Source organism: Fructobacillus evanidus (genome assembly GCF_963580165.1).
Taxonomy (GTDB): Bacteria; Bacillota; Bacilli; order Lactobacillales; family Lactobacillaceae; genus Fructobacillus; species Fructobacillus evanidus.
The window spans coordinates 62,576-82,908 of record NZ_CAUZLM010000002.1; the positions used below are offsets into that span (position 1 = coordinate 62,576).

Sequence of the window (20,333 nt, forward strand, 5' to 3'; positions counted from 1 at the left end):
AGCCTGTCTGATTTTTTGGTAAGGTAACTATAATTAAAGGTGGAAAAATCATGCAAACTAGCGAACACTTACTCACTTTAGGCCAGACTGGCTGGTTCAAGACCAAGTACCAACCAGCGGCCACGACGCTTTTCGCCCCACACCTGCTTTTGGTTGGGCAAACTGGGTCCGGCAAATCAACAACCCTCAAACAAATTAGCCGACAACTACAAGAAAATCGACTCGGACAAATCATTTTCGACCCAACCGGTGAGTTTAGCCGAGCAGACGACCAGCAGGTGTCCTATAACATTGGCCAAAACGTCTACTTTGATCTCAGCCAACTGGCAGCAGAAGACTTGCTAACTGCCCTTGATTTAACCTGGCCAACCAAGTGGCAGCTCCTACTGGGGCAAGCCCAAGCAGCCCTGCGCATTAACTACTACCTTAACCAGCAACAAAAGGCCATTTTGGACACCCAATCCTTAACCACCGATACTTTTTATGAGCAAAAAAGCCAGCTATATCCCAGTCAGTGGACCTTTTCACTGAACCTCCTTGCCCCCCAATTGCGGTTGCTTGCCCGTCAAGGTTTTGCAGATCAAGAAGAGAGTCTTGCCGACACCAATCCTGATTTGATGACAGCCATCAACCAACTGGCCGACCGCCTGGCGGATCCACGCCTAAAGGCCATTGCCCCAAACACCCAGGTGAAAACGACCAAGTACGACCTGCTTTACTTGCTAAAATTAGCAACGGCCAAGGCCGACTTCGGTGCTAAAATCAGCATCAACCTCGCTCAACTGAAAGACCTTGGTCCCCTTCAGGCCACCATCATGTCCACCGTCTGGCGCCAGCTTCTCAGCTTCCAGGCGAAGAGCACACATAAGGCGACTGTTTACCTCTTGATTGACGAGGGCCACCGTTTCCTTTTGAAAAACAACCAAAATAACCAAGACAAAGGTAGTGGCTTAGCACAAATTCTTCGTGAGGGACGCAAGGAAGGCCTCCTGGTGGCCTTTGCTTCCCAGTCGCCACTTGACCTGCCAACCGCCCTGCTCGGACAATTTTCAGCCACAATCGCCCATCGACTGACGAACCAAAACGAATGGCAGGCTCTGCCCCTCTTAGCCAACTCGGCTAAAACTGGCAAGAAATTAGGTCAGCTACAAACCGGCCAAGCAATCGTCAAAATTGGCCAAGAGTCCAGTCGAACCGTCACGATTTTCGCATCAAAGACCAACCAATAAATCAAACAAAAAGAGAACCGTACCTGCGTCCATGACGAATCCGGTTCTCTTTTTAACTGAAATAATGCTAATAAAATTCGTTTATTAATTTATTGAAGAAGTAGCATCCCCCATCTTCACCGCCAAATCAAAGCGCTTTAAATTCCAGGTTTCAATGACTGCCACTAATTTGGCCGCATAGGTCGGATCGGTCGCGTACCCATCTTGAACAAGGGCTTGCGCCGCTGCCTGATAATTTTTGGCTGCCAGCACATGCTCGTACTGGTTGGGATTCCAGTGGGTCCCCTTTGAAATCAGCTGGGCATGCGCCTCCATTGATTCCTGCCAGGTCTTGTAGGAAGCAAATTTTTGATCGACCGTAATCCAATGACCGTCCTCATACTCCTTGGTAGGAACGACCACACCAGCCTGGCTTGCCGATGCCTTAATGCCATACAAGTTGTTATAATCTTTTGACAAACTGGATTGATTCCAATCAGATTCCAAAATCGCCTGTGCCAATGAAATCGAAGCAAAAATCCGATACTTATATTGCATTTTTTGTGCATAAGGAGCCCAAATTTGAAGCTGCTTTTGCTTGGCTTCATTTTGGTAGATAATTTGATCTTTTTTAGTGGTCATCGATTGGTTCATCGCCACGGTCAAAGCAATCAAAGTTAGAAAAACGAGCAAGAGCATAAAGTAAATTCGTCGCTTTTTTTTCGCCTTTGGCAGGAAAAACCATTTTTTCTTTTTCCGCTTTTTAGCCACCAGGGCACCTCCATTTTATTAGAATCATTGTTGTCTGAAATTGAATATAGCCAGTATACGCCTTTCTAATTTATTTGCCAAAAAAAGAAAAAACCAACATCACTGTTGGTTTAATCATTTTACCAGTCAAAAGGCTGACTGATTTTTTAGCCAAAACTGTCTTACAGTTCCTTTAACTTCCCGCGGAAGTCGGCCAGCGTTTGGTAACCCTTTTCAGCCATAATGGCCTTCAATTCTTCGGCTAGACGGTCATAAACGCCCAAACCTTCCTTCATCACCTGAGTACCGACGGAAACCAAATCAGCCCCACAGAGGATATGTGCAAAGACATCTTCCCCGGAAGTTACACCACCGGTTCCCAGCACCTTAATGCTATCATTCAAGCGTTGACGGAGAGCCCGAACATTGGCCAAAGCAGTTGGCAAGACCATTGTTCCCCCTAAACCTCCAAAGCCACCCTTGGCCTTGGTGACAACCTGTTCCTGGTCGATATCAACCCACAGGCCGTTACCAATTGAATTAATCGTGTTCACGTGAGTCAATGGGTACTTGTTCAAGACTGCGGCAATCTTGTCGAAGTGCACTAAGTCAAAATATGGTGGCAACTTCACGCCCAAAGGCTTCGTGTAAAAGCTGAAGACTTCGTTTAAGACCCGGTCGGTGGCCTCAAAGTCGTAAGCCAATTGAGGTTCCCCAACAATGTTTGGGCAAGACAAGTTCAATTCAGTTGGTCCCTGGTAGTCAGAAGCCTGCAAATCCTTTAACAAAGTAATCGCATCGGCTGCAGACAAAGCGGCAACTGACAAAATTGTTGGCTTTGTCTGCTCTTGCAAAACGTAATCGAGGTAAAAATCATAACCCAAGTTTGGCAACCCCATCGAGTTAATTGAACCATTTTCGAGGTCATAGTACCGTGGGTTTGGGTTTCCTTCACGAGCCTGCAGCGTCGCTGATTTTGTCACCATGGCGCCCAAGTTACTTGTGTTTGCCAAGTCATTCAATTCTTCTTTGGTCTGGCAGTGGACCCCAGAGGCGTTGAGCAGTGGGCTCGTTAAAGTTTGGCCAAACAGGTCGGCGCTCAAATCAATTTCAGTCATGAATTATTCTCCCAATGCTTTTACAAAGTGTGTTTCTTCTGGTAATTCCAAAACCGTCAAGTAAGCAGCGACGGTATCCAAGGCCGTAAACAAGGCCACCTCGTTGACGATTGCTGCTGCTCGAACAGGGCTCTCCCCTGCCAAAGCCTGGTCAGCCTGGTCGAGTGTATTAACCATAATTTGGAATTCTTGCTTGGCCATCGCCATTGGCAAATCAGCTGGCGCTGCTTCGGCCGCAACACCGTTTTCCTGCAAGAAAGCCAAATTACTGTCGGTAGCAGACAATTCAAAGCCTAGGGCTGCAAAGCGCTTAGCTAGGGCCAAGCCCTCTTGCTGGTCTGCTTCGGCTAAGTCCCAAAGGATCCGACCCTGGTGCAAAATTGGTAGGCCAGCACCGACCATCGCCTTGGCAAGTGCCTGATCATAGTTATCAGCAGTTCCCATAACTTCACCGGTTGACTTCATTTCTGGTCCAACCGTTGAATTCAAGCCAGCTAATTTGGCAAATGAGAAGACTGGTGCCTTAACATGAACTTCTGCTGGTTCAGGAACCAAACCAGATTGGTAACCCAAGTCCTTCAAGGACTTGCCTAACATGATTTGCGTAGCGACCTGCGCCATTGGAATATCAGTGACCTTTGACAAGAACGGCAACGTCCGCGAAGCCCGTGGGTTGACTTCAATCACGTAGGCGATTTCATCATGAATCACGTACTGAATATTCATCAAGCCGATCACATTCAATTCCTTGGCCAACTTTTGAGCAGATTCGACAATTTGAGCCTTGACGTTGTCAGACATCTTTTGCGTTGGATAAACCGCAAAGGAATCACCTGAGTGAATTCCAGAACGCTCAATGTGCTCCATCACTCCTGGAATCAAGACGTCCGTCCCATCTGAAATCAGGTCAACTTCAGCTTCCTGACCAGTGAGGTAGTCATCAATCAGAACTGGGTGATCATTTGAAACTTTCACCGCCTGTTCCATATAGGTCTTCAGGTCGTCATCAGAATCGATAATGGCCATTGACCGGCCACCAATCACGTAAGATGGTCGAATCAAAACGGGGTAACCAAGGTCATTGGCTGCCTTCAAGGCACCCTCTTTGGTCGTGGCCGTTTCACCCTTTGGCTTTGGCAAACCTAGCTTATCAATCACCTTGGCAAATTCATCGCGGTCTTCCCCGCGGTCCAAATCAGCCACCGTGGTTCCCAAGACCTTGACACCAGCTTTTTCCAAACCAGCAGCCAAGTTAATGGCCGTTTGCCCACCGAACTGCACCACTACACCCAAAGGTTGTTCGAGGTCAATCACGTTCAAGACATCTTCTAGGGTTAATGGTTCAAAATAAAGCTTGTCAGAAATAGCAAAATCAGTTGAAACTGTTTCGGGGTTTGAGTTTTGAATAATAGCTTCATAACCCGCCTGTTGGATGGCCTTCACGGCGTGAACAGTAGCGTAGTCAAATTCCACTCCCTGTCCAATCCGGATTGGGCCAGAGCCAAGAACCAAAACGGAAGGTCGGTCCGTGACAATGGACTCATTTTCGTCTTCATAAGTGCCATAGTAGTAAGGCGTCTTGGACTCAAATTCACCAGCAACCGTATCAACCATCTTAAAGGTTGGTAACAAGCCCTGTGCCTTGCGCCAAGCACGGAATTCAGCTTCCGTCTTGCCAGTCAACTTTGCCAACCAGGCATCGGAAAAGCCGTATTCCTTGGCTGTTTTAATTTCCTCGAAGTTGTCTGGTTCGGCCTGAACAGCTCGTTCGATTTCAATAATGTGCAGAATCTTGTCCAAGAAGAACAAGTCCATCTGGGTAATATCATGAATTTCTTCAATCGTTACCCCGCGGTGAATCAATTCGGCGATGGCAAAGAGGCGGTCATCCTTAGCTGGCATCAATTGTGCCTTCAGGTCTTCGGTTGAAACACCGTCAAAGTAACCAGCACTCAGGTCCTTTTCATCGACTTCGAGCGAACGGACTGCCTTTAGCAATGATTCTTCCAGTGTCCGTCCGATGGCCATGACCTCACCGGTTGCCTTCATTTGCGTTCCCAACGTGCGGTTTGCGTGTTCAAACTTATCAAATGGGAACCGTGGAATCTTGGTCACAACATAATCAAGGGCTGGTTCAAAGGCGGCCCAAGTCGTCTGGGTAACAGGATTCTTAATTTCATTCAAATGCAAACCAACGGCAATCTTGGCCGCCATCTTAGCAATTGGATAACCAGTTGCCTTTGAGGCCAAGGCTGATGAACGAGAAACACGGGGGTTCACTTCGATAATGTAATACTGGAAGGACTCTGGGTCCAAAGCCATTTGGATGTTGACACCACCCTCAATTTTCAAGGCCCGGATAATCTTTAAAGCGGAATCCCGCATCATTTGATAGTCACGGTCCGAGAGGGTCTGCGTTGGCGAAACAACGATGGAGTCACCCGTGTGCACCCCAACTGGATCGATGTTTTCCATCCCCGCCACAATCAAGGCGTTATCGGCGGCATCACGCATGACCTCAAACTCGATTTCCTTGTAGCCGGCAATCGACTTTTCAATCAAAACCTGGGTCACCGGTGATAGCTCCAAACCGTGGGCCGTGATTTCTTCTAATTCAGCCAAATTATTGGCAAAACCACCGCCGGTTCCACCAAGCGTGTAAGCAGGACGGACAACTACTGGGTAACCGATTTGTCCAGCAAAATCAGCTGCTTCTTCAACCGTCGTAGCAATTTGCGATTCCGGTACTGGTTCGTTCAATTCTTCCATCAAATCCTTGAACAATTCACGGTCTTCAGCCTGTTCGATGGCTGGCAACTTCGTTCCAAGCAATTCAATGTTTAATTCCTGCAAGATACCAGAATCGGCTAAATCTTTGGCCATGTTTAGGCCGGTTTGGCCTCCTAAGGTTGGCAAAATGGCATCCGGCTTTTCTCGGTACAAGACCTCCTTGACGAAGTCCAAGGTAATGGGTTCCAAGTACACCTTATCGGCAATTTCTTGGTCCGTCATGATGGTAGCGGGGTTGGAGTTAATCAACACCACCTGGTAGCCCTCTTCTTTTAATGAGAGGCAGGCCTGTGAACCGGAATAGTCAAATTCGGCCGCTTGACCGATAATAATTGGTCCCGAACCAATTACCAAAATTTTATGAATGTCATTTCGCTTGGGCATCTTAGGCTCCCTTCTTTTCCGTCAACTTGTTAATGAAGTTGTCAAAGATATATTCGGCGTCGTGTGGTCCTGGCGAAGCATCCGGGTGGAATTGGACTGAAAACGCTTCCTTATCCTTCAACCGAACGCCCTCAACAGTTTCAGCATTAATCTCTTCGTGGGTTACTTCCAAATTCGTACCGGCCAATGAAGCCCGGTCAACGGCATAACCATGGTTTTGTGAGGTGAAGTACTTCCGCTTGTGATCCACATCCGTCACGGCGTGGTTAAAGCCACGGTAGCCAAACTTCATCTTGTAAGTCTTGGCACCGTTGGCAATGGCGAAGAGCTGGTGTCCCAAGCAAATCCCCATGATTGGGTACTTATTTTGCAATTCGAGGATGGTCTTCGTTGCATAACCGTACTGAGTTGGGTCGCCAGGGCCGTTTGAGAGCAAAACACCGTCGGGGTTGCTGGCTTCAATTACGGAAGCTGGCGTCGTCCCAGGGAAAACCGTCACGGTTGCGCCACGCTTTTGCAAGGCCTTGACAATTGAGCCCTTCAACCCAAAGTCCAACAAAGCAATCTTTGGACCGTCAGCTTCACCAACGAAAGTTTCGATTTCTTCTTCCTTCTTGGCCCGGGCCAACAACAATGATGGGTAGTCCTGAGCAAAGAGGGCATCAATCTTTTCCTGATTTAATTCAGAAACCAAGACGGCAGGCATTGAACCATGGTCGCGGATTTCTTTGGCTAATTTCCGCGTGTCAACGCCAGTCAATCCTGGTAAGTCTTCTTCCTTGGCAAAATCAGCAAGGGTCATCACAGAACGGAAGTTGGCAGGACGGCGAGCCAGGTCCTTGACGATAATGGCATCAACGGCAGGCTTGCTGCCAGCCCCTTCGTTATCGTCTAGGTTAATACCATAATTACCGATCAAAGGATAGGTAAAGACCATTGTTTGGCCAAAATATGAGGGATCAGTCATCGTCTCTTGGTAACCAGTCATCCCGGTTGAAAAGACAACTTCTGTTAACAAATCTTTTTCGGATCCAAAACGCTCACCGGCGTAAACTGATCCATTTTTCAATACTAAGTATCCTTGCATTGCCTTACTCCTTCTTTGCTTGATAGACCAAGCGGCCGTCGACCAAGGTCTTTAAGACCTTACCGTAAACCTCTTGACCGGTAAATGGGGTATTCTTCCCCTTTGATTCAAATTCTTCTGGGTTAATCTTGTATGGATGGATGAAGTCAACCAGAGCGATGTCGGCTGCGTCGCCAACTCGTAGTTCACCTGCAGATGCGAGGTTAAAGACCTGCTTTGGTCGTCGGACCATCCAATCAAGGACAGTATCTAGGTCGACTAAGCCGCTTTTAACAAAGCGGGTATAAACCAAGGGCAAAGCCGTTTCCAGTCCCACAATGCCAAATGAGCAATCGTGCATGGAACCTGATTTTTCCTCTGCGCTGTGTGGCGCATGGTCAGTGGCAATCATGTCAATCGTGCCATCCAAAAGCCCAGCGATTAGGGCTAGTCGGTCTTCTCTTGACCGCAATGGTGGGTTCATTTTGAACATTGGGTCATCGGTTTCAATCATGCTGTCATCCAAGAACAGGTGGTGTGGTGAAACTTCCGCCGTCACTGACAGGCCCATTTGTTTGGCCAAGCGAACCTGGGCAACCGATTCCTTGGTTGAAATATGGGCGATGTGGTACTTGACACCGGTTGCCTGCGCCATTACCAGATCGCGAGCTAATTGGGTTGATTCGGACAACCCTGTCATCCCAGGCAAGCCCAAGCGCTCAGCCTCCGGTCCGGCATTCATCACGCCGCCCTGGATTAAGGAATCATCTTCCAAGTGAGCCGAAATCACGCGGTCGACCTGCTTAGCTGCCTTCATGGCTTCCAACATCGTCTGCGCGTCTTGAACACCGTGGCCATCGTTTGAGAAGGCCATGGCACCGGCATCAGCCATTGCCTGTAAATCAGCTGCGCCCACGCCAACCAGGTCGGCAGATAGCGCACCAAATTGGGCAATCTTCACCAGGCTATTTTCCTGATTTAACAAAACCTGTTGACGAACCTTCTCGGCAGTATCAACAACTGGCTTGACGTTTGGCATGGTCATCACTGTTGTGAAGCCTCCATGAGCGGCTGCATGCGAGCCGGTCTCGATGGTTTCCTTGTAAGTTAAGCCTGGCTCGCGAAAGTGCACGTGAACATCAATCAGACCAGGAATAGCCGTGGCACCGTGGGCGTTAATTTCTTCGTCGGCTGGGACTTCAATTCCACGGGCAATTTTTTCAATCTTGCCATCTACAATTAAGATGTCCTGGCAACGGTTGTTGATTGCCGCATGCTTGATTAATACTCTCATTTGTCAGCCTCCATTAAGCCGCGTGCCTGTAGGACCTTGGTAATCATCGCCATCCGGGCAAAAACCCCGTTGCCCATTTGAGTAAAGATTCGTGATTTGTCGCCATCCACCAATTCACTTGCAATTTCAACATTGCGGTTAACTGGGGCTGGATGCATGATAATGCTGTGTTCTGGTAACAGCTTGGCTCGTTCTTGTGTTAAGCCAAACTGTTGGTAATAATCAACGGCCGTAAAGGCGTCGCGGTTGGCTTCGTCGAAGCGTTCCAATTGCACCCGGAGCATCATGACAACATCTAATTCCGGTAGAATTTCTTCCAGCGTGCCGAACGTTCCCAGGTCGTCAAAATCATGACTGTACCAGGAATCAGGTCCGCCAAAGTAAAGCGTTGCGCCCAATGACTTTAAGATTTTAGCATCTGATTTTGCCACCCGTGAGTGAGCCAAGTCACCGATAATACCAACCTTCAGGCCATCAATTCGGCCAAACTCGTTCTCAATCGTCAACAGGTCTAAAAGCGTTTGTGATGGATGAACACCGGCACCGTCGCCAGCGTTCAACAGGCCCATTGTGACATAGGGGTTTTCAACCAGTTCTTGGTACCAACCGGTTTGGCCGTGGCGAATGACGGCAAAGTCAACGCCAATTGCTTCCAGTGTGCGCAGCGTGTCCGACAGCGTTTCGCCCTTTTGAACGGAGGAAGTCGCCGGATTAACATCAATCAGGTCAATCCCTAATTTCTTCTCCGCCATCTGAAAGGATGACTTGGTTCGCGTGGAATTCTCAAAGAAGAGGTTCACCCCGTAAACTGGGCGTTTCAAAGCCGGTGCTTGTTTCCCGGCTTGGTAGTCTTGGGCTAAGTCCAAAACTTCTTGTAATTGCGTTGTTGATAAATCTGCTAGGTCTAGGCAGTTGTTCCAATTCGTCATCTCAATGCCCCTTGATTTTCCCGCTGCAATTTTCCAATAAAAAACGCCCTAATCCTAAGATCAGAGCGTCAGTGGCGGTTGACTGGACTCGTTTTGCTTGCACTTCGTCCATTCTTGTCAGCCTTTTTGTCAAGGTTAGCCAGGGTCTCGCCCAGGGGTCTGGAATTTCTTCCAACCATTACCTTGCTGCTTGTCCACCTTAGCGACTCTCCGGTCGGCTTTAAAGGATTGCAACTTTTGTTTGCTTGTTAGTATTCTAGCACCTGTAAATGCCTTTGGCAAGCTTTTCTGACATAAAAAAGTGTGATGGTCAACTATTGTCTTTTGTTAAGAAAGCTAACACTGATTGCTGCTGATTTTTGCTCCAAACTATCCTTTTTTTAGCACCTATTTGAGCCAAAAAAAGTCACCACAATAGTGTGGTGACTAATCATCATGCTTAGTTAAAGTTTGAATCATCATCCAAGAAGGTGTTCAACACTTCTTCGACCATGTTCCATTCTGCATCATCTTCAATTGGCAACAAATCTTCTTCCGTTGCTTCACCATCCTCGGCTGGGTTGAAGATATATGCTTGTACATCAACCTCTTCATCTTCTTCGACACCGTCTGGGACGAGCAAGATGTATGAACGGTCAAATTCTTCTGAATGGAAAGTAAACAAAACTTCGTATAAAGTTTCGTCGCCGTTATCATCAATCAGGGTAATCTTGTCAATTTCTGGGTTTTGCTTAGCCATAAAAAAATCCTTTGTTATTGTTACGATTTCACCAAAGTAAAAAAACGATTTACTTGGTCAACTTACCGTTGGCATCCAAATAATTTTGCAAAATGAATTCTGCGGCAATCTTATCGATAACCTTCTTACGCTTCTTCCGGGAAACGTCCGCCTCTTCAATCAGCATCCGTTCCGCTTGAACCGTTGTCAGTCGTTCATCTTGAAAATCGGTGGGTAAACTAAAACGGTCTTCCACCATCTTAGCGTATGCTCGCGCCGCTTCGGCACGAGGACCCTCGGTATTATTCATATTCTTAGGCAGACCTAAAACGACGCCCTTTGCGCCTGTTTCTTGGATAATTTCACCCAAGCGGTCTAAGCCAAAGACTTTTTCGTCCTCGTTGATGCGGATGATTTCCACCCCTTGTGCCGTCCACCCCATTGGGTCAGAAACGGCTACACCAACTGTTTTTGAGCCTACATCAAGTCCTAGTATCCGCATTACTTATTTAAATAGGCGTGTACGAGCTCCTCGATGATTTCATCGCGCTCGTGACGCTTAATTAAATTACGCGCGTCATGGAGTCGGGGAATATAAGCCGGGTCGCCAGACATTAAATACCCAACGATCTGATTGATTGGATTGTAACCCTTTTCTTCCAAAGCGGCATAAACCAATACCATCGTTTCATGGATATCCTTTGGTGCCTGGTTACCGAAGTCAAAAATCGCAGTCTTATCGTTCACACTCATCGTACACACTCCTTTCTTCATAATTTTCACTTTTACGTGTCTCTAGTTTAACACGTTTCCAAGCAAAAAGCCGACTAAATTCCAAGTTGACCAATTTGCCAGTTGTCTTCAATCGACCTTCTATCAAAGAAAATATTAAGCTTGACCAATGATTTTTTCGGCTTGGTCAAGGGCTTCAGCAATCTTGCTTTGGTCCTTTCCACCGGCTTGGGCCAAATCAGGCCGGCCACCACCACCGCCACCGACAATTGGGGCAATGGCCTTGACCACATCCCCCGCCTTAATGCCGGCAGCGTTGGCCGTCTTATCAGCACCAACTAACAAATTGACCTTATCACCAATGGCGGCAGCCAAAACCAAGATGTTTGACGCACCCTTGTCACGCCAAACATCTGCCATTTGGCGCAAGCCACCGGCATTATCGACCTTGACCTGGGCAATCACAGCCGTTACTTGACCAATTTGCTTTGGACTGTTGAAGAGTTCACCAGCCTGCAAGGCAGCTAATTGTGCCTGCATGGCCTCGATCTGTTGGTTAGCGGCCTTCAAATCGGCTTGCACTTCTTCAACCTTGTCCTTCACAGCCAAAAGGTTTGGCACCTTCAAGCTCTTGGCAATGGCAGCTAATGTCTGCTCCTCTGCCTCAAAGCGCGTTAAGGCCGAAATTGAAGTCAACGCTTCAATTCGACGAACACCCGCCCCGATACCGGATTCAGAAACAATCGTAAAGAGTCCCAACTCAGCTGTTGACTGGGCGTGAGTTCCACCATCAAATTCTTGGTTATAGTCGCCAATGGAAACCACTCGAACCGTGTCACCGTACTTGTCATCAAAGACCGCAACGGCGCCAACCTTCTTGGCATCCTCAAGAGACATTTCTTCCCAAGTAACCGGCAAGTTTTTGGCAATCTGCTCGTTGACTTGGTCTTGAATCTGATTTAACGTTGCCTGGTCAACCGGACCTTCATGATTAAAGTCAAAGCGCAAGTACTCAGGTTCCACCAAAGAACCAGCCTGGTGGACATCCCCACCAATCACATTCCGCAATGCTTGGTCCAACATGTGAGTAGCCGTGTGGTTCAACGACACGGCACGGTTGCGGTCCAAATCAATCGCTAAGTCAACTACCTGGTCAACCTTCACATCGGCCATAATTTGTGCCGTATGGATGTGTTGACCATTTGGTCCATTTTGCACATCCGTCACTTGGGCTAAGATGTTATCGTTTTCGTCCTTAACCGTTCCAAAATCAGCGACTTGGCCACCCATTTCAGCGTAGAACGGTGTCTTATCAAAGACCAACCAAGCCGTTTGGCCAGCATGAGCTTCTGTTGCCACTTGGGCCACGCCGTTTTCATCGTGAACCAACACGGCCACGACCTTGGCTCCAAGAACAGCCTTGTCCGTCCAACCAACATAAGTTGATGGTACCTTCAAGTCCGTTAAGGCAGCGTTTTGAACACCCATGGCATGGTCGGTTGACCGTGCTGCACGCGCACGGTCACGCTGCTCTTGCAAAGCTTTCTGATAACCGGCCAAGTCAACTGACAAACCGGCGTCTTCGGCCTGTTCTTCCGTTAATTCAACCGGGAAACCATAGGTATCAGACAACTTGAAGGCATCTGCACCAGAGATTTCCTTTTGGCCATTCTTCTTGGCTTCAGCAATCACTTCATCCAAAAGTGACAAACCAGCCTTCAAAGTCTTGTTAAAGCGCTTTTCTTCAGCCAAGATTGTCTTTTCAATTTCAGCCTGGTTAGCCTTCAACTCTGGATAATAAGAATCCAAAGTGCCAATCACGGCTGGTACCAATTTTGTCAAGAATTCACCCTGAATGCCCAACTTTTGGCCGTGCAAAACAGCTCGGCGAAGCAAGCGGCGGATAACGTAGCCACGGCCTTCGTTACTTGGCTTAGCCCCGTCCGCGATGGCAAAGGAAATTGCCCGAATGTGGTCCGCAACCACCTTAAAGGAGACGTTTTCGGCCGTATCCTTAGTTTCGTCGTACTTGGCACCATCAGCTAATTTTTCAGTTTCATGAATAATTGGCAAGAACAAGTCCGTGTCAAAGTTTGTTCGACCATTTTGGAAAACGGAAACCAATCGTTCAAGTCCCATTCCCGTATCAATGTTCTTATGTGGCAATTCTGGGTACGTACTGTTGTCCGTTAGTCCAGGCAAGTGGTTAAACTGTGAGAAGACAATGTTCCAGATTTCCAAGTAGCGTTCGTTTTCGCCCCCTGGATACATTTCAGGATCATCCGCTGGTAAATCAGCAAAGGCCTCACCACGATCATAGAAAATTTCAGAATCGGGACCTGAAGGCCCTTCACCGATATCCCAAAAGTTATCTTCGACTTCGTAGACGTGCCCTGCCGGCAAATCAGTCTTTTCTTCCCAAATTTTGCGTGACTCTTGGTCCTTTGGATAAACCGTGACGTACAGCTTTTCCTTGTCCAAGCCATACCATTCTGGTGAAGTTAGGAGTTCCCAAGCCCAAGGAATCACTTCTTCCTTGAAATAGTCTCCAATTGAGAAGTTGCCCATCATTTCAAAAAGTGTATGGTGGCGGGCCGTCTTACCAACGTTTTCAATATCGTTTGTTCGAATGGCCTTTTGCGCGTTGGTCAATCGAGGCTTTGGTGGCACAACAGAACCATCGAAGTACTTCTTTAAAGTTGCTACCCCAGAGTTAATCCACAATAGTGATGGGTCGTTTTCTGGAATCAATGACTTGGCCGGTACAACCAAGTGGTCCTTACTGGCAAAAAAATCTAAGAACATTTGCCGAATTTCGGCTGATGATAATTCTTTCATGAGTTCTCCTTTGGTTTTCGGCTAAATAAAAAAAGACCAAAACAAAGAGCGGACGCGTGACCGTGGTACCACCGCTGTTTGTAATGATCTTTTAAATCTTTACCTTTAAGTCCTGATAACGCTAGGATGCGGCCGATTTCGGCATTTATCCTGGGAGCACGCTCTCATGTTCCTAGTGTTTTCCATCAACCAACACCTTGCTAAAAGGAAGCTATAAGACCGCATATCCAGTTACTAAGGATAATTATAGCACAATTTTTTCTTGGCGAAAGTCTCTTTACCAGCCAATTGCGCGGTCTTTTGGCAACGGCTTCAGGGTTCCATTGTCAGCCTCCGTAAAGACCTGGTCAAACATCGAAAAGACTTGGTCAAGCTGCTCGTCTGTCATCACCAAAGGCGGCTGGAAACGCAAAATAAAGCCCCGAAGCGTAATCATAACGGCCCCTAAATCAAAGAGCCTGAAAATGATTTGGCTCGCTAATTGGGCGTCTGGTTGGCCATCCTTATCAACGATATCAATCCCACCATCAAGACCGTAAATGCGCACATCACCAAGGCAGGTATAACGTTTTTGGGCCTGATCAAAGTATTCTTGTACCCGCTTGCCCAATCGCTTTGACCGACCAACTAAGTCCTCTTCTTCTAAGACGTCTAAGCCAGCTAAAGCAGCTGCGGCAGCCACCGGATTGCCCCCAGTCGTAAAGAGGTGGCCCGGTGCAGGCAAGGCATCCATGATTTCAGCCTTCCCAACGACAGCTGACAATGGCAAACCAGAGGCGATTGATTTTCCAATAGCTAGCAAATCAGGCACAATTCCGAAATGATCAATGGACCACAGCGTGCCGGACCGGCCTAAGCCCTGGTTGACTTCATCAACTGCAAACACAATGCCATTTTCCCTAGTGAATTGATAAACCAAATCCATGTATTCTTGCGGCGCCTTGACGATGCCGCCGTCTCCCTGAATTGGTTCAATCAAAACCAACGCCGTTTCGTCCGCCGGCACATAACTCTCAAAGAGCTGCTTAAATTCAGCAAATTTACGTAAGGAGAAATCATGCTCATTTTCTCCCGGTAAGCGATCATGGCTGTCCGGGAATGGTGCCTTGTAAAAACCGGGCATCAATGGACCAATTTTGCGGACCTGGTTCAATGAGATTGCTGAAGCAATCGAAGCCGCATAGGTTGACCCATGCATCGCTCCGGTAAAGGTCACCACATTTGGCCGCCCGGTATAAGCTCTGGCAAACTTAATCATCGCCTCGTTGGCATCCGAACCCGAATTTCCTAAGGCAACTTTCTTGACGAAATCGCCCGGCGTCAACCGAGACAGCCGGTCCAAAAGCTTCGCCGTGGTCGTATTCGCAAAGTAAGCTGGCGTATATAAAATCAGTTGTTCAGCCTGGTCCTTAATAGCCTGAACCACCTTCGGATGACAGTGACCGAAGTTAATGGCAGAGGCTGAGGCCAACAAATCAATATAGGTCTTCCCGTCCGCATCCGTCACTGTTGCCCCAGAGCCAGACTGCACGACTAAGTCAAAATACTTAATCCGAGCCGCCTCATTTCGGTTTTGGTCCTCTTCGGCTAAAATATCTAAGTTTTTACTCATACCCAACCTCATTTTTTTCTCATTTGTTTTTAATTATTATACAATAAAAGCCCGGAAATTTCCGGGCTTTCAAGAAAAAATATTAGATTAATTGTTTCTGATTTATTTGTGCAAGCGTGAATGGCGTGAACCATAGAACATATAAACCAGCAAGCCTAAGATGAACCAGAAGCCAGCGTAAACACGGGCCTGGATATCCAGTGACCAGAAGATATAGAAAGCACCCAAAGCGCCCAAAGCAGGCAAAACTGGGTAAAGTGGCATCTTAAAGCCAGGTACTGGCAAATCCTTTCCTTCACGTGGACGCAAGGCGTAAACCCCAATAGAAACCATGATAAAGGCAATCAACGTTCCGGCTGAAATCAGACCGGCCAATTCGTTGAATGAGAAGACAGAACCAACCAAAACGGCAATGACAGTCAAGACCAACAAAGCATTGTTTGGCAAACCTTTGCCGTTAACGTCACCCAAGAACTTTGGCAACAAACCATCACGACCGAAGGCATAAAGCAAACGTGATCCAGCCAGCATCATACCAATAATGGCTGTAAACATACCAGCCAAGGCAACAACAGACAAAATGTTTGACACAAGTGGGTGTCCAGCCTTTTCCAAGGCCCAAGCAGCTGGCGCAGCGTTGTTCGCATACTGGGTATAGTGGAACATTCCAACCATGACCAAGGCAACCGTCACGAACAAGACCGTGGCGATAATCAAAGAACCAATGATACCACGAGGCATCGTCTTCTGTGGGTTCTTGGCTTCAGCGGAATTGGCAGCAATCGAATCAAAGCCAATATAGGCCAAGAAGATTTGTGAAGCACCGGCTGAAATTCCTTGCCAACCACCAAAAGTCGTTCCTGGCTTATGAGCTGGAATAAAGTTGGCATAGTTTGAAGGATGGATAGCGGTAGCACCCACAACGATAAAGAGCAAGATAACCAAGACCTTCAAGACAACCAAGGTATTTTCAACCTTGGCAGTCGTGTTCGTACCCTTCCAAAGCAAAGTGGCCACAATCAAGACAGCCAAAAGTGAGAAGAGGTCAATCACCCCACCGTTTCCGGCAGCAAAGGATCCATTCAAGGCCTTTGGCAATGACAAGCCGAAATTAGCTAAGAATTGGTGGAAATTGGCTGACCAACCAGAAGCAACGAAGGCAACGGCGATAAAATATTCAGCCAACAAGGCCCAACCGGCAATCCAACCAAAAACTTCACCAAAGACAACGTTAGCCCAAGAGTAAACGGAACCGGCAAATGGCAAGACAGAAGCAAATTCCGCATAAGCAAAGGCTGTCAAACCAGAAACGACCGCAGCAACCACGAAAGACAAGGTAACGGCTGCACCCGCGTGGTTCGCTGCCACGATTCCTGGCAAGGTAAAGATGGCCGTGGAAACAATTGTTCCAACTCCCAAGGCCAACATTTCCTTCACGCCCAGTGTCTTTTTCAGATGGGCATCACTCTGTTCAAATGCTGATGGATCGGCTTTTCTAAACCAAGAGCCCATCCCGCTTTTATCTGCCATATGCATCTCCTACTTTCTTAATTCATAAACTATTAAAAATATTAGCATTTTCTAATTTAAATGTCAAACACTTTATCAACACTAGCTTTGTTGTTTTTCTGATTTCTCATTTATCCCCTTGTAATCAGAAGAATTTCTTGCTGAATTAAAAAAAGAACCGGATTAACCGATTCTTTTTCATTAAATCAATATTAAAGTTCAGGTTCTTCAACTTCAACCGTATCATTAATCCTCTTGGCACGGCGGAAATGCTTGGTAACCAAGCGTGAGCCAGTACCCCAGAAGTAAAAGGCCAAAGCAACAATAATAATCATGACGAAGTCTAATGGATACTTCACGAGGCCGATTCCATTAAATTCGTGCGAACCAATATAAGATTCAATTGACAAGGCAACCAAGTACCAAAGCAACCAGGAAGATCCCTTAATTTGCTGCTTAGCCCGGTCCATTGACCAACCCTGCTTCCACTCGTAGAAGAAGTAGAATGGCAATCCCAAGACAATAATCAAGATAACTTCAATCGTGGTTGGCCACATTGCCCAATAGGTTGCTAATGAGGCCAATACGAAGGCCAACGGCGCCATATATTTCATGCTCTTCGACTTAAATGGTCGATTGAAATCAGGTGCCATCTTTCGCAATGACATGACGGTAACTGGTCCCGTCAAATAGGCAATCAAGGTAGCAGTTGAAATAACGGCCGCCAAAGTTCCCCACGACCGGAAAACCGTTACCATAATCATTGATAAGATAGCATCCGTGACCATGGCCATTCGTGGAATACCGTACTTTTCGTTAATCTTACCCAAGTATTGTGGGATGTGCTTATCAGAAGCCATCGCTGCCAAGACACGACCGGTTGAGGCCGCAAAGGAAACACCAGTTCCAAATGGTGAAACAAAGGCATCCGTATACAGCAAGATTGACAACCAGTTCAAGCCAAGTAAGATGGCCAAATCAGCAAATGGTGACTGGAAATCGATTCCGTGCCAACCAAATTTAGCAATTTCAGACGGTTCAATCGCCGTAATAAAGGTTGATTGAATCAAGATGTACAAAACTGCTGCAATTCCCAATGAAATCACAATTCCGCGGGAAATATCTTTTGTTGGGTCCTTAACTTCTGAACCGAAGTTAATGATTGTTTGAAAGGCATTAAAAGAGAAGATAATACCAGAAACAGTTGTTGCCGCAAAGATTGGTGCTGTTCCATATGGCATGAACTGGTGAACAGTTGAGCCGTAGTTTCCTGGGTGGAAACTTGAAATGGTCAACATGGCAATCGTCAACAATGGTACCCCAATTTTCAAGAATGAGATTGCCGAAGTAAAGCGAGTCAACAAGGTCACGGACCAGTAATTGAGCAACGTGAAAATGACAATAAAGCCAAAGACAATGAGCAATCCTGGTGTCGTGATTTGACCGTTACTCAAGAAATGGTGCGTCCAGTTTGCCCATTTCCAAGGCCAAGTTGACATATATTGAACGGCAGCCACCGCTTCGATTGGAATCAAAGTAATCAATGATACCCAGTTCGCCCATGAGGCAATAAAACCTAAGAGCGATCCGTGAGTATACTGGGCAAACTTTGACATTCCACCCGATTGCGGAAACATTGTCCCCAATTCAATATAGGTGTAAGCAATCACACCAATCACGACTGCACCAATTACCCATGAGATAATGGCGGCTGGTCCAGCAACTCGCGTTGCCTCCCAAGAACCAAACAGCCAACCAGAACCAATCAATGATCCTAGTCCCAAAAGAACAAGTTGTAGTAAACCAATTTTATGAGATTTCATAATATCCTTCCATCACATTTATCGAAGTGACCACTTACACGTGAATCACCAATGGTCACTATTGTACCAGAACGATTACAAATTGCAACTCTATTATACAAAAAAACTGCTGGTTGTTAATACCAACAGTTCTTTTTTGCACTGATTTAAACAAAAAGTGCCGTAATAATTAAGATAACAATCAAACCAGTTACGGAAATAACTGTTTCCAAAACCGTCCAGATTTGGAAGGTTTGCTTAACCGTCAAGTCGAAGTATTCCTTAAAGATCCAGAATCCAGCATCGTTAACGTGAGAAGCAATCAATGAACCTGCACCGATGGCCAAGGCAACCAAGACAAGCAACAAGTCACCGTGTGGGTTGGCAGCTAAGATACCGTTCACGACACCAACGGCCGTGATACCAGCAACCGTGGCTGAACCAACGGCAATTCGAAGCAATGAGGCTACTGCCCAAGCAAACAAAACAATCGAGATTGGAGACATTGAACCTGATGATTGGAACAAGTGAGCGATTTGGTTTGACATACCTGATGTCACCAAAACACCACGCAAGGCACCACCACCACCAACAATCAACAAGATGCCGGCAACTGAGTTCAAGCCTTCTGTCAATGAAGCTTCAACATCCTTCATTGAACGCTTTTGACCAGGTCCCATCGCAAAGATAGCAAAAATCAAAGAAATCGTCATCGCAACAGCTGGGTTTGCCAAGAAATCAATTACTCGGTAAACCATGTCAGGATGAGCTGGGGCCTTTCCACCTGAAACCACCAACTTATAAACAGTGGCGATGATCATAAAGATCAATGGGAAGACAGAAGTCAAAACTGACAAACCAAAGCTTGGTGACTTATCTAAGTCATATTCCTTCACTTCACCAACTGCTTCAATGTGTTCCTTGAATTGGAAGGCATCGGGAGCAAACTTCTGTGCCAACTTTGTATAAACAGGACCGGCAACAATCGCTGTGATGATTGAAACAACCAAACCGACAATCAACATCAAACCAACGTTTGCGCCCAATTGTGAGGCAACAGCAGTTGGAGCTGGTTGTGGTGGCAAGAAACCTTGTGCAGATGACAAGGCAGCCGTCATTGAGATTCCCAAGTAAAGCAATGGGACACCCGCTTCAATGGCAACGGCAAAGACGATTGGAATCAACAAAACCATGCCGACTCCGAAAATCATTGAAATTCCAATGATAAAGGAAGCTAACAAAACGGCCCATTGCAAACGCTTCAAACCAAACCAAGCAATCAAGGTCTTAGCGATTCGATAAGAACCGCCAGCATCAGCAACCAAACGACCAATCATCCCACCAAAGATGAAGATAACGGCGTTTGATCCCAAGATGTTTCCCATTCCCTGGGAGCCCAAAACGGCATCCGGGATCTTTGATGGGTTCATGCCCAACAAGAGGGCCAAAACGAAGGCCGTGATGACCAACGATACAAAGGTGTTCAACTTAAACTTGGTGATTAAAACCAGCAAGAGTAAGATGGACACGAATAACATAACAAATTCCATTTATCCATACGAAAGCCACTTGGCTTTCTCTCC

General features: G+C 46.9%; 15 protein-coding genes. 1 reads left to right on the forward strand and 14 read right to left on the reverse strand.

Annotation, left to right across the window (positions count from 1 at the left end):
* Positions 1 to 50 precede the first annotated feature (50 nt).
* A complete protein-coding gene (locus tag AABI08_RS01720) occupies positions 51 to 1,229 on the forward strand; it encodes an ATP-binding protein (protein ID WP_338343380.1) in 1,179 nt (392 codons plus the stop codon).
* Positions 1,230 to 1,313: 84 nt separating this feature from the next.
* On the opposite strand, the gene AABI08_RS01725 is transcribed toward AABI08_RS01720, so the two are convergent.
* The 14 genes from AABI08_RS01725 to AABI08_RS01790 form a co-directional block, all read right to left on the reverse strand.
* Complete coding sequence (locus AABI08_RS01725; protein ID WP_421823470.1) at positions 1,314 to 1,979, reverse strand: glycoside hydrolase family 73 protein; 666 nt, start codon at positions 1,977 to 1,979, stop codon at positions 1,314 to 1,316.
* A 161-nt stretch (positions 1,980 to 2,140) separates the two neighbouring features.
* The gene (locus AABI08_RS01730; RefSeq protein WP_338343381.1) at positions 2,141 to 3,076 is read right to left on the reverse strand and encodes a dihydroorotate oxidase; all 936 of its coding nucleotides are present in this window, start codon (positions 3,074 to 3,076) and stop codon (positions 2,141 to 2,143) included.
* Between the two features lie 3 nt (positions 3,077 to 3,079).
* Positions 3,080 to 6,250 (reverse strand): carbamoyl-phosphate synthase large subunit, encoded by a 3,171-nt coding sequence (carB, locus tag AABI08_RS01735; RefSeq protein ID WP_338343382.1) that lies wholly within the window; start codon positions 6,248 to 6,250, stop codon positions 3,080 to 3,082.
* 1 nt (position 6,251) lies between these two features.
* On the reverse strand, positions 6,252 to 7,337 hold the full coding sequence (locus AABI08_RS01740; protein WP_338343383.1) for a carbamoyl phosphate synthase small subunit: 1,086 nt from the start codon (positions 7,335 to 7,337) through the stop codon (positions 6,252 to 6,254).
* Between the two features lie 4 nt (positions 7,338 to 7,341).
* Positions 7,342 to 8,610 (reverse strand): dihydroorotase, encoded by a 1,269-nt coding sequence (locus tag AABI08_RS01745; RefSeq protein WP_338343384.1) that lies wholly within the window; start codon positions 8,608 to 8,610, stop codon positions 7,342 to 7,344.
* The gene (locus AABI08_RS01750) at positions 8,607 to 9,539 is read right to left on the reverse strand and encodes an aspartate carbamoyltransferase catalytic subunit (RefSeq protein WP_338343385.1); all 933 of its coding nucleotides are present in this window, start codon (positions 9,537 to 9,539) and stop codon (positions 8,607 to 8,609) included. Before AABI08_RS01750 ends, AABI08_RS01745 begins: the two co-directional genes overlap by 4 nt.
* 439 nt (positions 9,540 to 9,978) lie before the next feature.
* Positions 9,979 to 10,278, reverse strand: a complete 300-nt coding sequence (locus AABI08_RS01755; RefSeq protein ID WP_059393585.1) for a DUF1292 domain-containing protein — start codon at positions 10,276 to 10,278, stop codon at positions 9,979 to 9,981.
* Between the two features lie 49 nt (positions 10,279 to 10,327).
* A complete protein-coding gene (gene ruvX / locus AABI08_RS01760; RefSeq protein ID WP_047975301.1) occupies positions 10,328 to 10,759 on the reverse strand; it encodes a Holliday junction resolvase RuvX in 432 nt (143 codons plus the stop codon).
* Positions 10,759 to 11,010, reverse strand: a complete 252-nt coding sequence (locus AABI08_RS01765) for an IreB family regulatory phosphoprotein (RefSeq protein ID WP_059393587.1) — start codon at positions 11,008 to 11,010, stop codon at positions 10,759 to 10,761. Before AABI08_RS01765 ends, ruvX begins: the two co-directional genes overlap by 1 nt.
* A 135-nt stretch (positions 11,011 to 11,145) precedes the next feature.
* Positions 11,146 to 13,827, reverse strand: coding sequence for an alanine--tRNA ligase (gene alaS / locus AABI08_RS01770; RefSeq protein WP_338343386.1), 2,682 nt, complete (start codon positions 13,825 to 13,827; stop codon positions 11,146 to 11,148).
* 277 nt (positions 13,828 to 14,104) lie between these two features.
* Entirely contained in the window at positions 14,105 to 15,439 is a 1,335-nt protein-coding gene (locus tag AABI08_RS01775) for an aspartate aminotransferase family protein (RefSeq protein ID WP_338343387.1), read from the reverse strand.
* A gap of 102 nt (positions 15,440 to 15,541) precedes the next feature.
* Positions 15,542 to 16,969: an APC family permease gene (locus AABI08_RS01780; RefSeq protein ID WP_338343388.1), complete on the reverse strand. Its 1,428-nt coding sequence runs from the start codon at positions 16,967 to 16,969 to the stop codon at positions 15,542 to 15,544.
* A 191-nt stretch (positions 16,970 to 17,160) separates the two neighbouring features.
* Complete coding sequence (locus tag AABI08_RS01785) at positions 17,161 to 18,771, reverse strand: APC family permease (RefSeq protein WP_338343389.1); 1,611 nt, start codon at positions 18,769 to 18,771, stop codon at positions 17,161 to 17,163.
* A 146-nt stretch (positions 18,772 to 18,917) separates the two neighbouring features.
* Positions 18,918 to 20,300 carry a gluconate:H+ symporter gene (locus tag AABI08_RS01790; RefSeq protein ID WP_338343390.1) on the reverse strand — a complete coding sequence of 461 codons (1,383 nt, stop codon included), beginning with the start codon at positions 20,298 to 20,300 and terminating at the stop codon, positions 18,918 to 18,920.
* Positions 20,301 to 20,333 lie beyond the last annotated feature (33 nt).

Bases quoted from the DNA above. Each gene is read 5' to 3' on its own strand.
- AABI08_RS01720 (WP_338343380.1), top strand. From the start codon at position 51: ATGCAAACTAGCGAACACTTACTCACTTTAGGCCAGACTGGCTGGTTC.
- AABI08_RS01780 (WP_338343388.1), bottom strand. From the start codon at position 16,969: ATGGCAGATAAAAGCGGGATGGGCTCTTGGTTTAGAAAAGCCGATCCA.
- AABI08_RS01745 (WP_338343384.1), bottom strand. From the start codon at position 8,610: ATGAGAGTATTAATCAAGCATGCGGCAATCAACAACCGTTGCCAGGAC.
- carB (WP_338343382.1), bottom strand. From the start codon at position 6,250: ATGCCCAAGCGAAATGACATTCATAAAATTTTGGTAATTGGTTCGGGA.
- AABI08_RS01755 (WP_059393585.1), bottom strand. From the start codon at position 10,278: ATGGCTAAGCAAAACCCAGAAATTGACAAGATTACCCTGATTGATGAT.
- AABI08_RS01740 (WP_338343383.1), bottom strand. From the start codon at position 7,337: ATGCAAGGATACTTAGTATTGAAAAATGGATCAGTTTACGCCGGTGAG.
- alaS (WP_338343386.1), bottom strand. From the start codon at position 13,827: ATGAAAGAATTATCATCAGCCGAAATTCGGCAAATGTTCTTAGATTTT.
- AABI08_RS01750 (WP_338343385.1), bottom strand. From the start codon at position 9,539: ATGACGAATTGGAACAACTGCCTAGACCTAGCAGATTTATCAACAACG.
- AABI08_RS01765 (WP_059393587.1), bottom strand. From the start codon at position 11,010: ATGAGTGTGAACGATAAGACTGCGATTTTTGACTTCGGTAACCAGGCA.
- ruvX (WP_047975301.1), bottom strand. From the start codon at position 10,759: ATGCGGATACTAGGACTTGATGTAGGCTCAAAAACAGTTGGTGTAGCC.
- AABI08_RS01730 (WP_338343381.1), bottom strand. From the start codon at position 3,076: ATGACTGAAATTGATTTGAGCGCCGACCTGTTTGGCCAAACTTTAACG.
- AABI08_RS01790 (WP_338343390.1), bottom strand. From the start codon at position 20,300: ATGGAATTTGTTATGTTATTCGTGTCCATCTTACTCTTGCTGGTTTTA.
- AABI08_RS01785 (WP_338343389.1), bottom strand. From the start codon at position 18,771: ATGAAATCTCATAAAATTGGTTTACTACAACTTGTTCTTTTGGGACTA.
- AABI08_RS01775 (WP_338343387.1), bottom strand. From the start codon at position 15,439: ATGAGTAAAAACTTAGATATTTTAGCCGAAGAGGACCAAAACCGAAAT.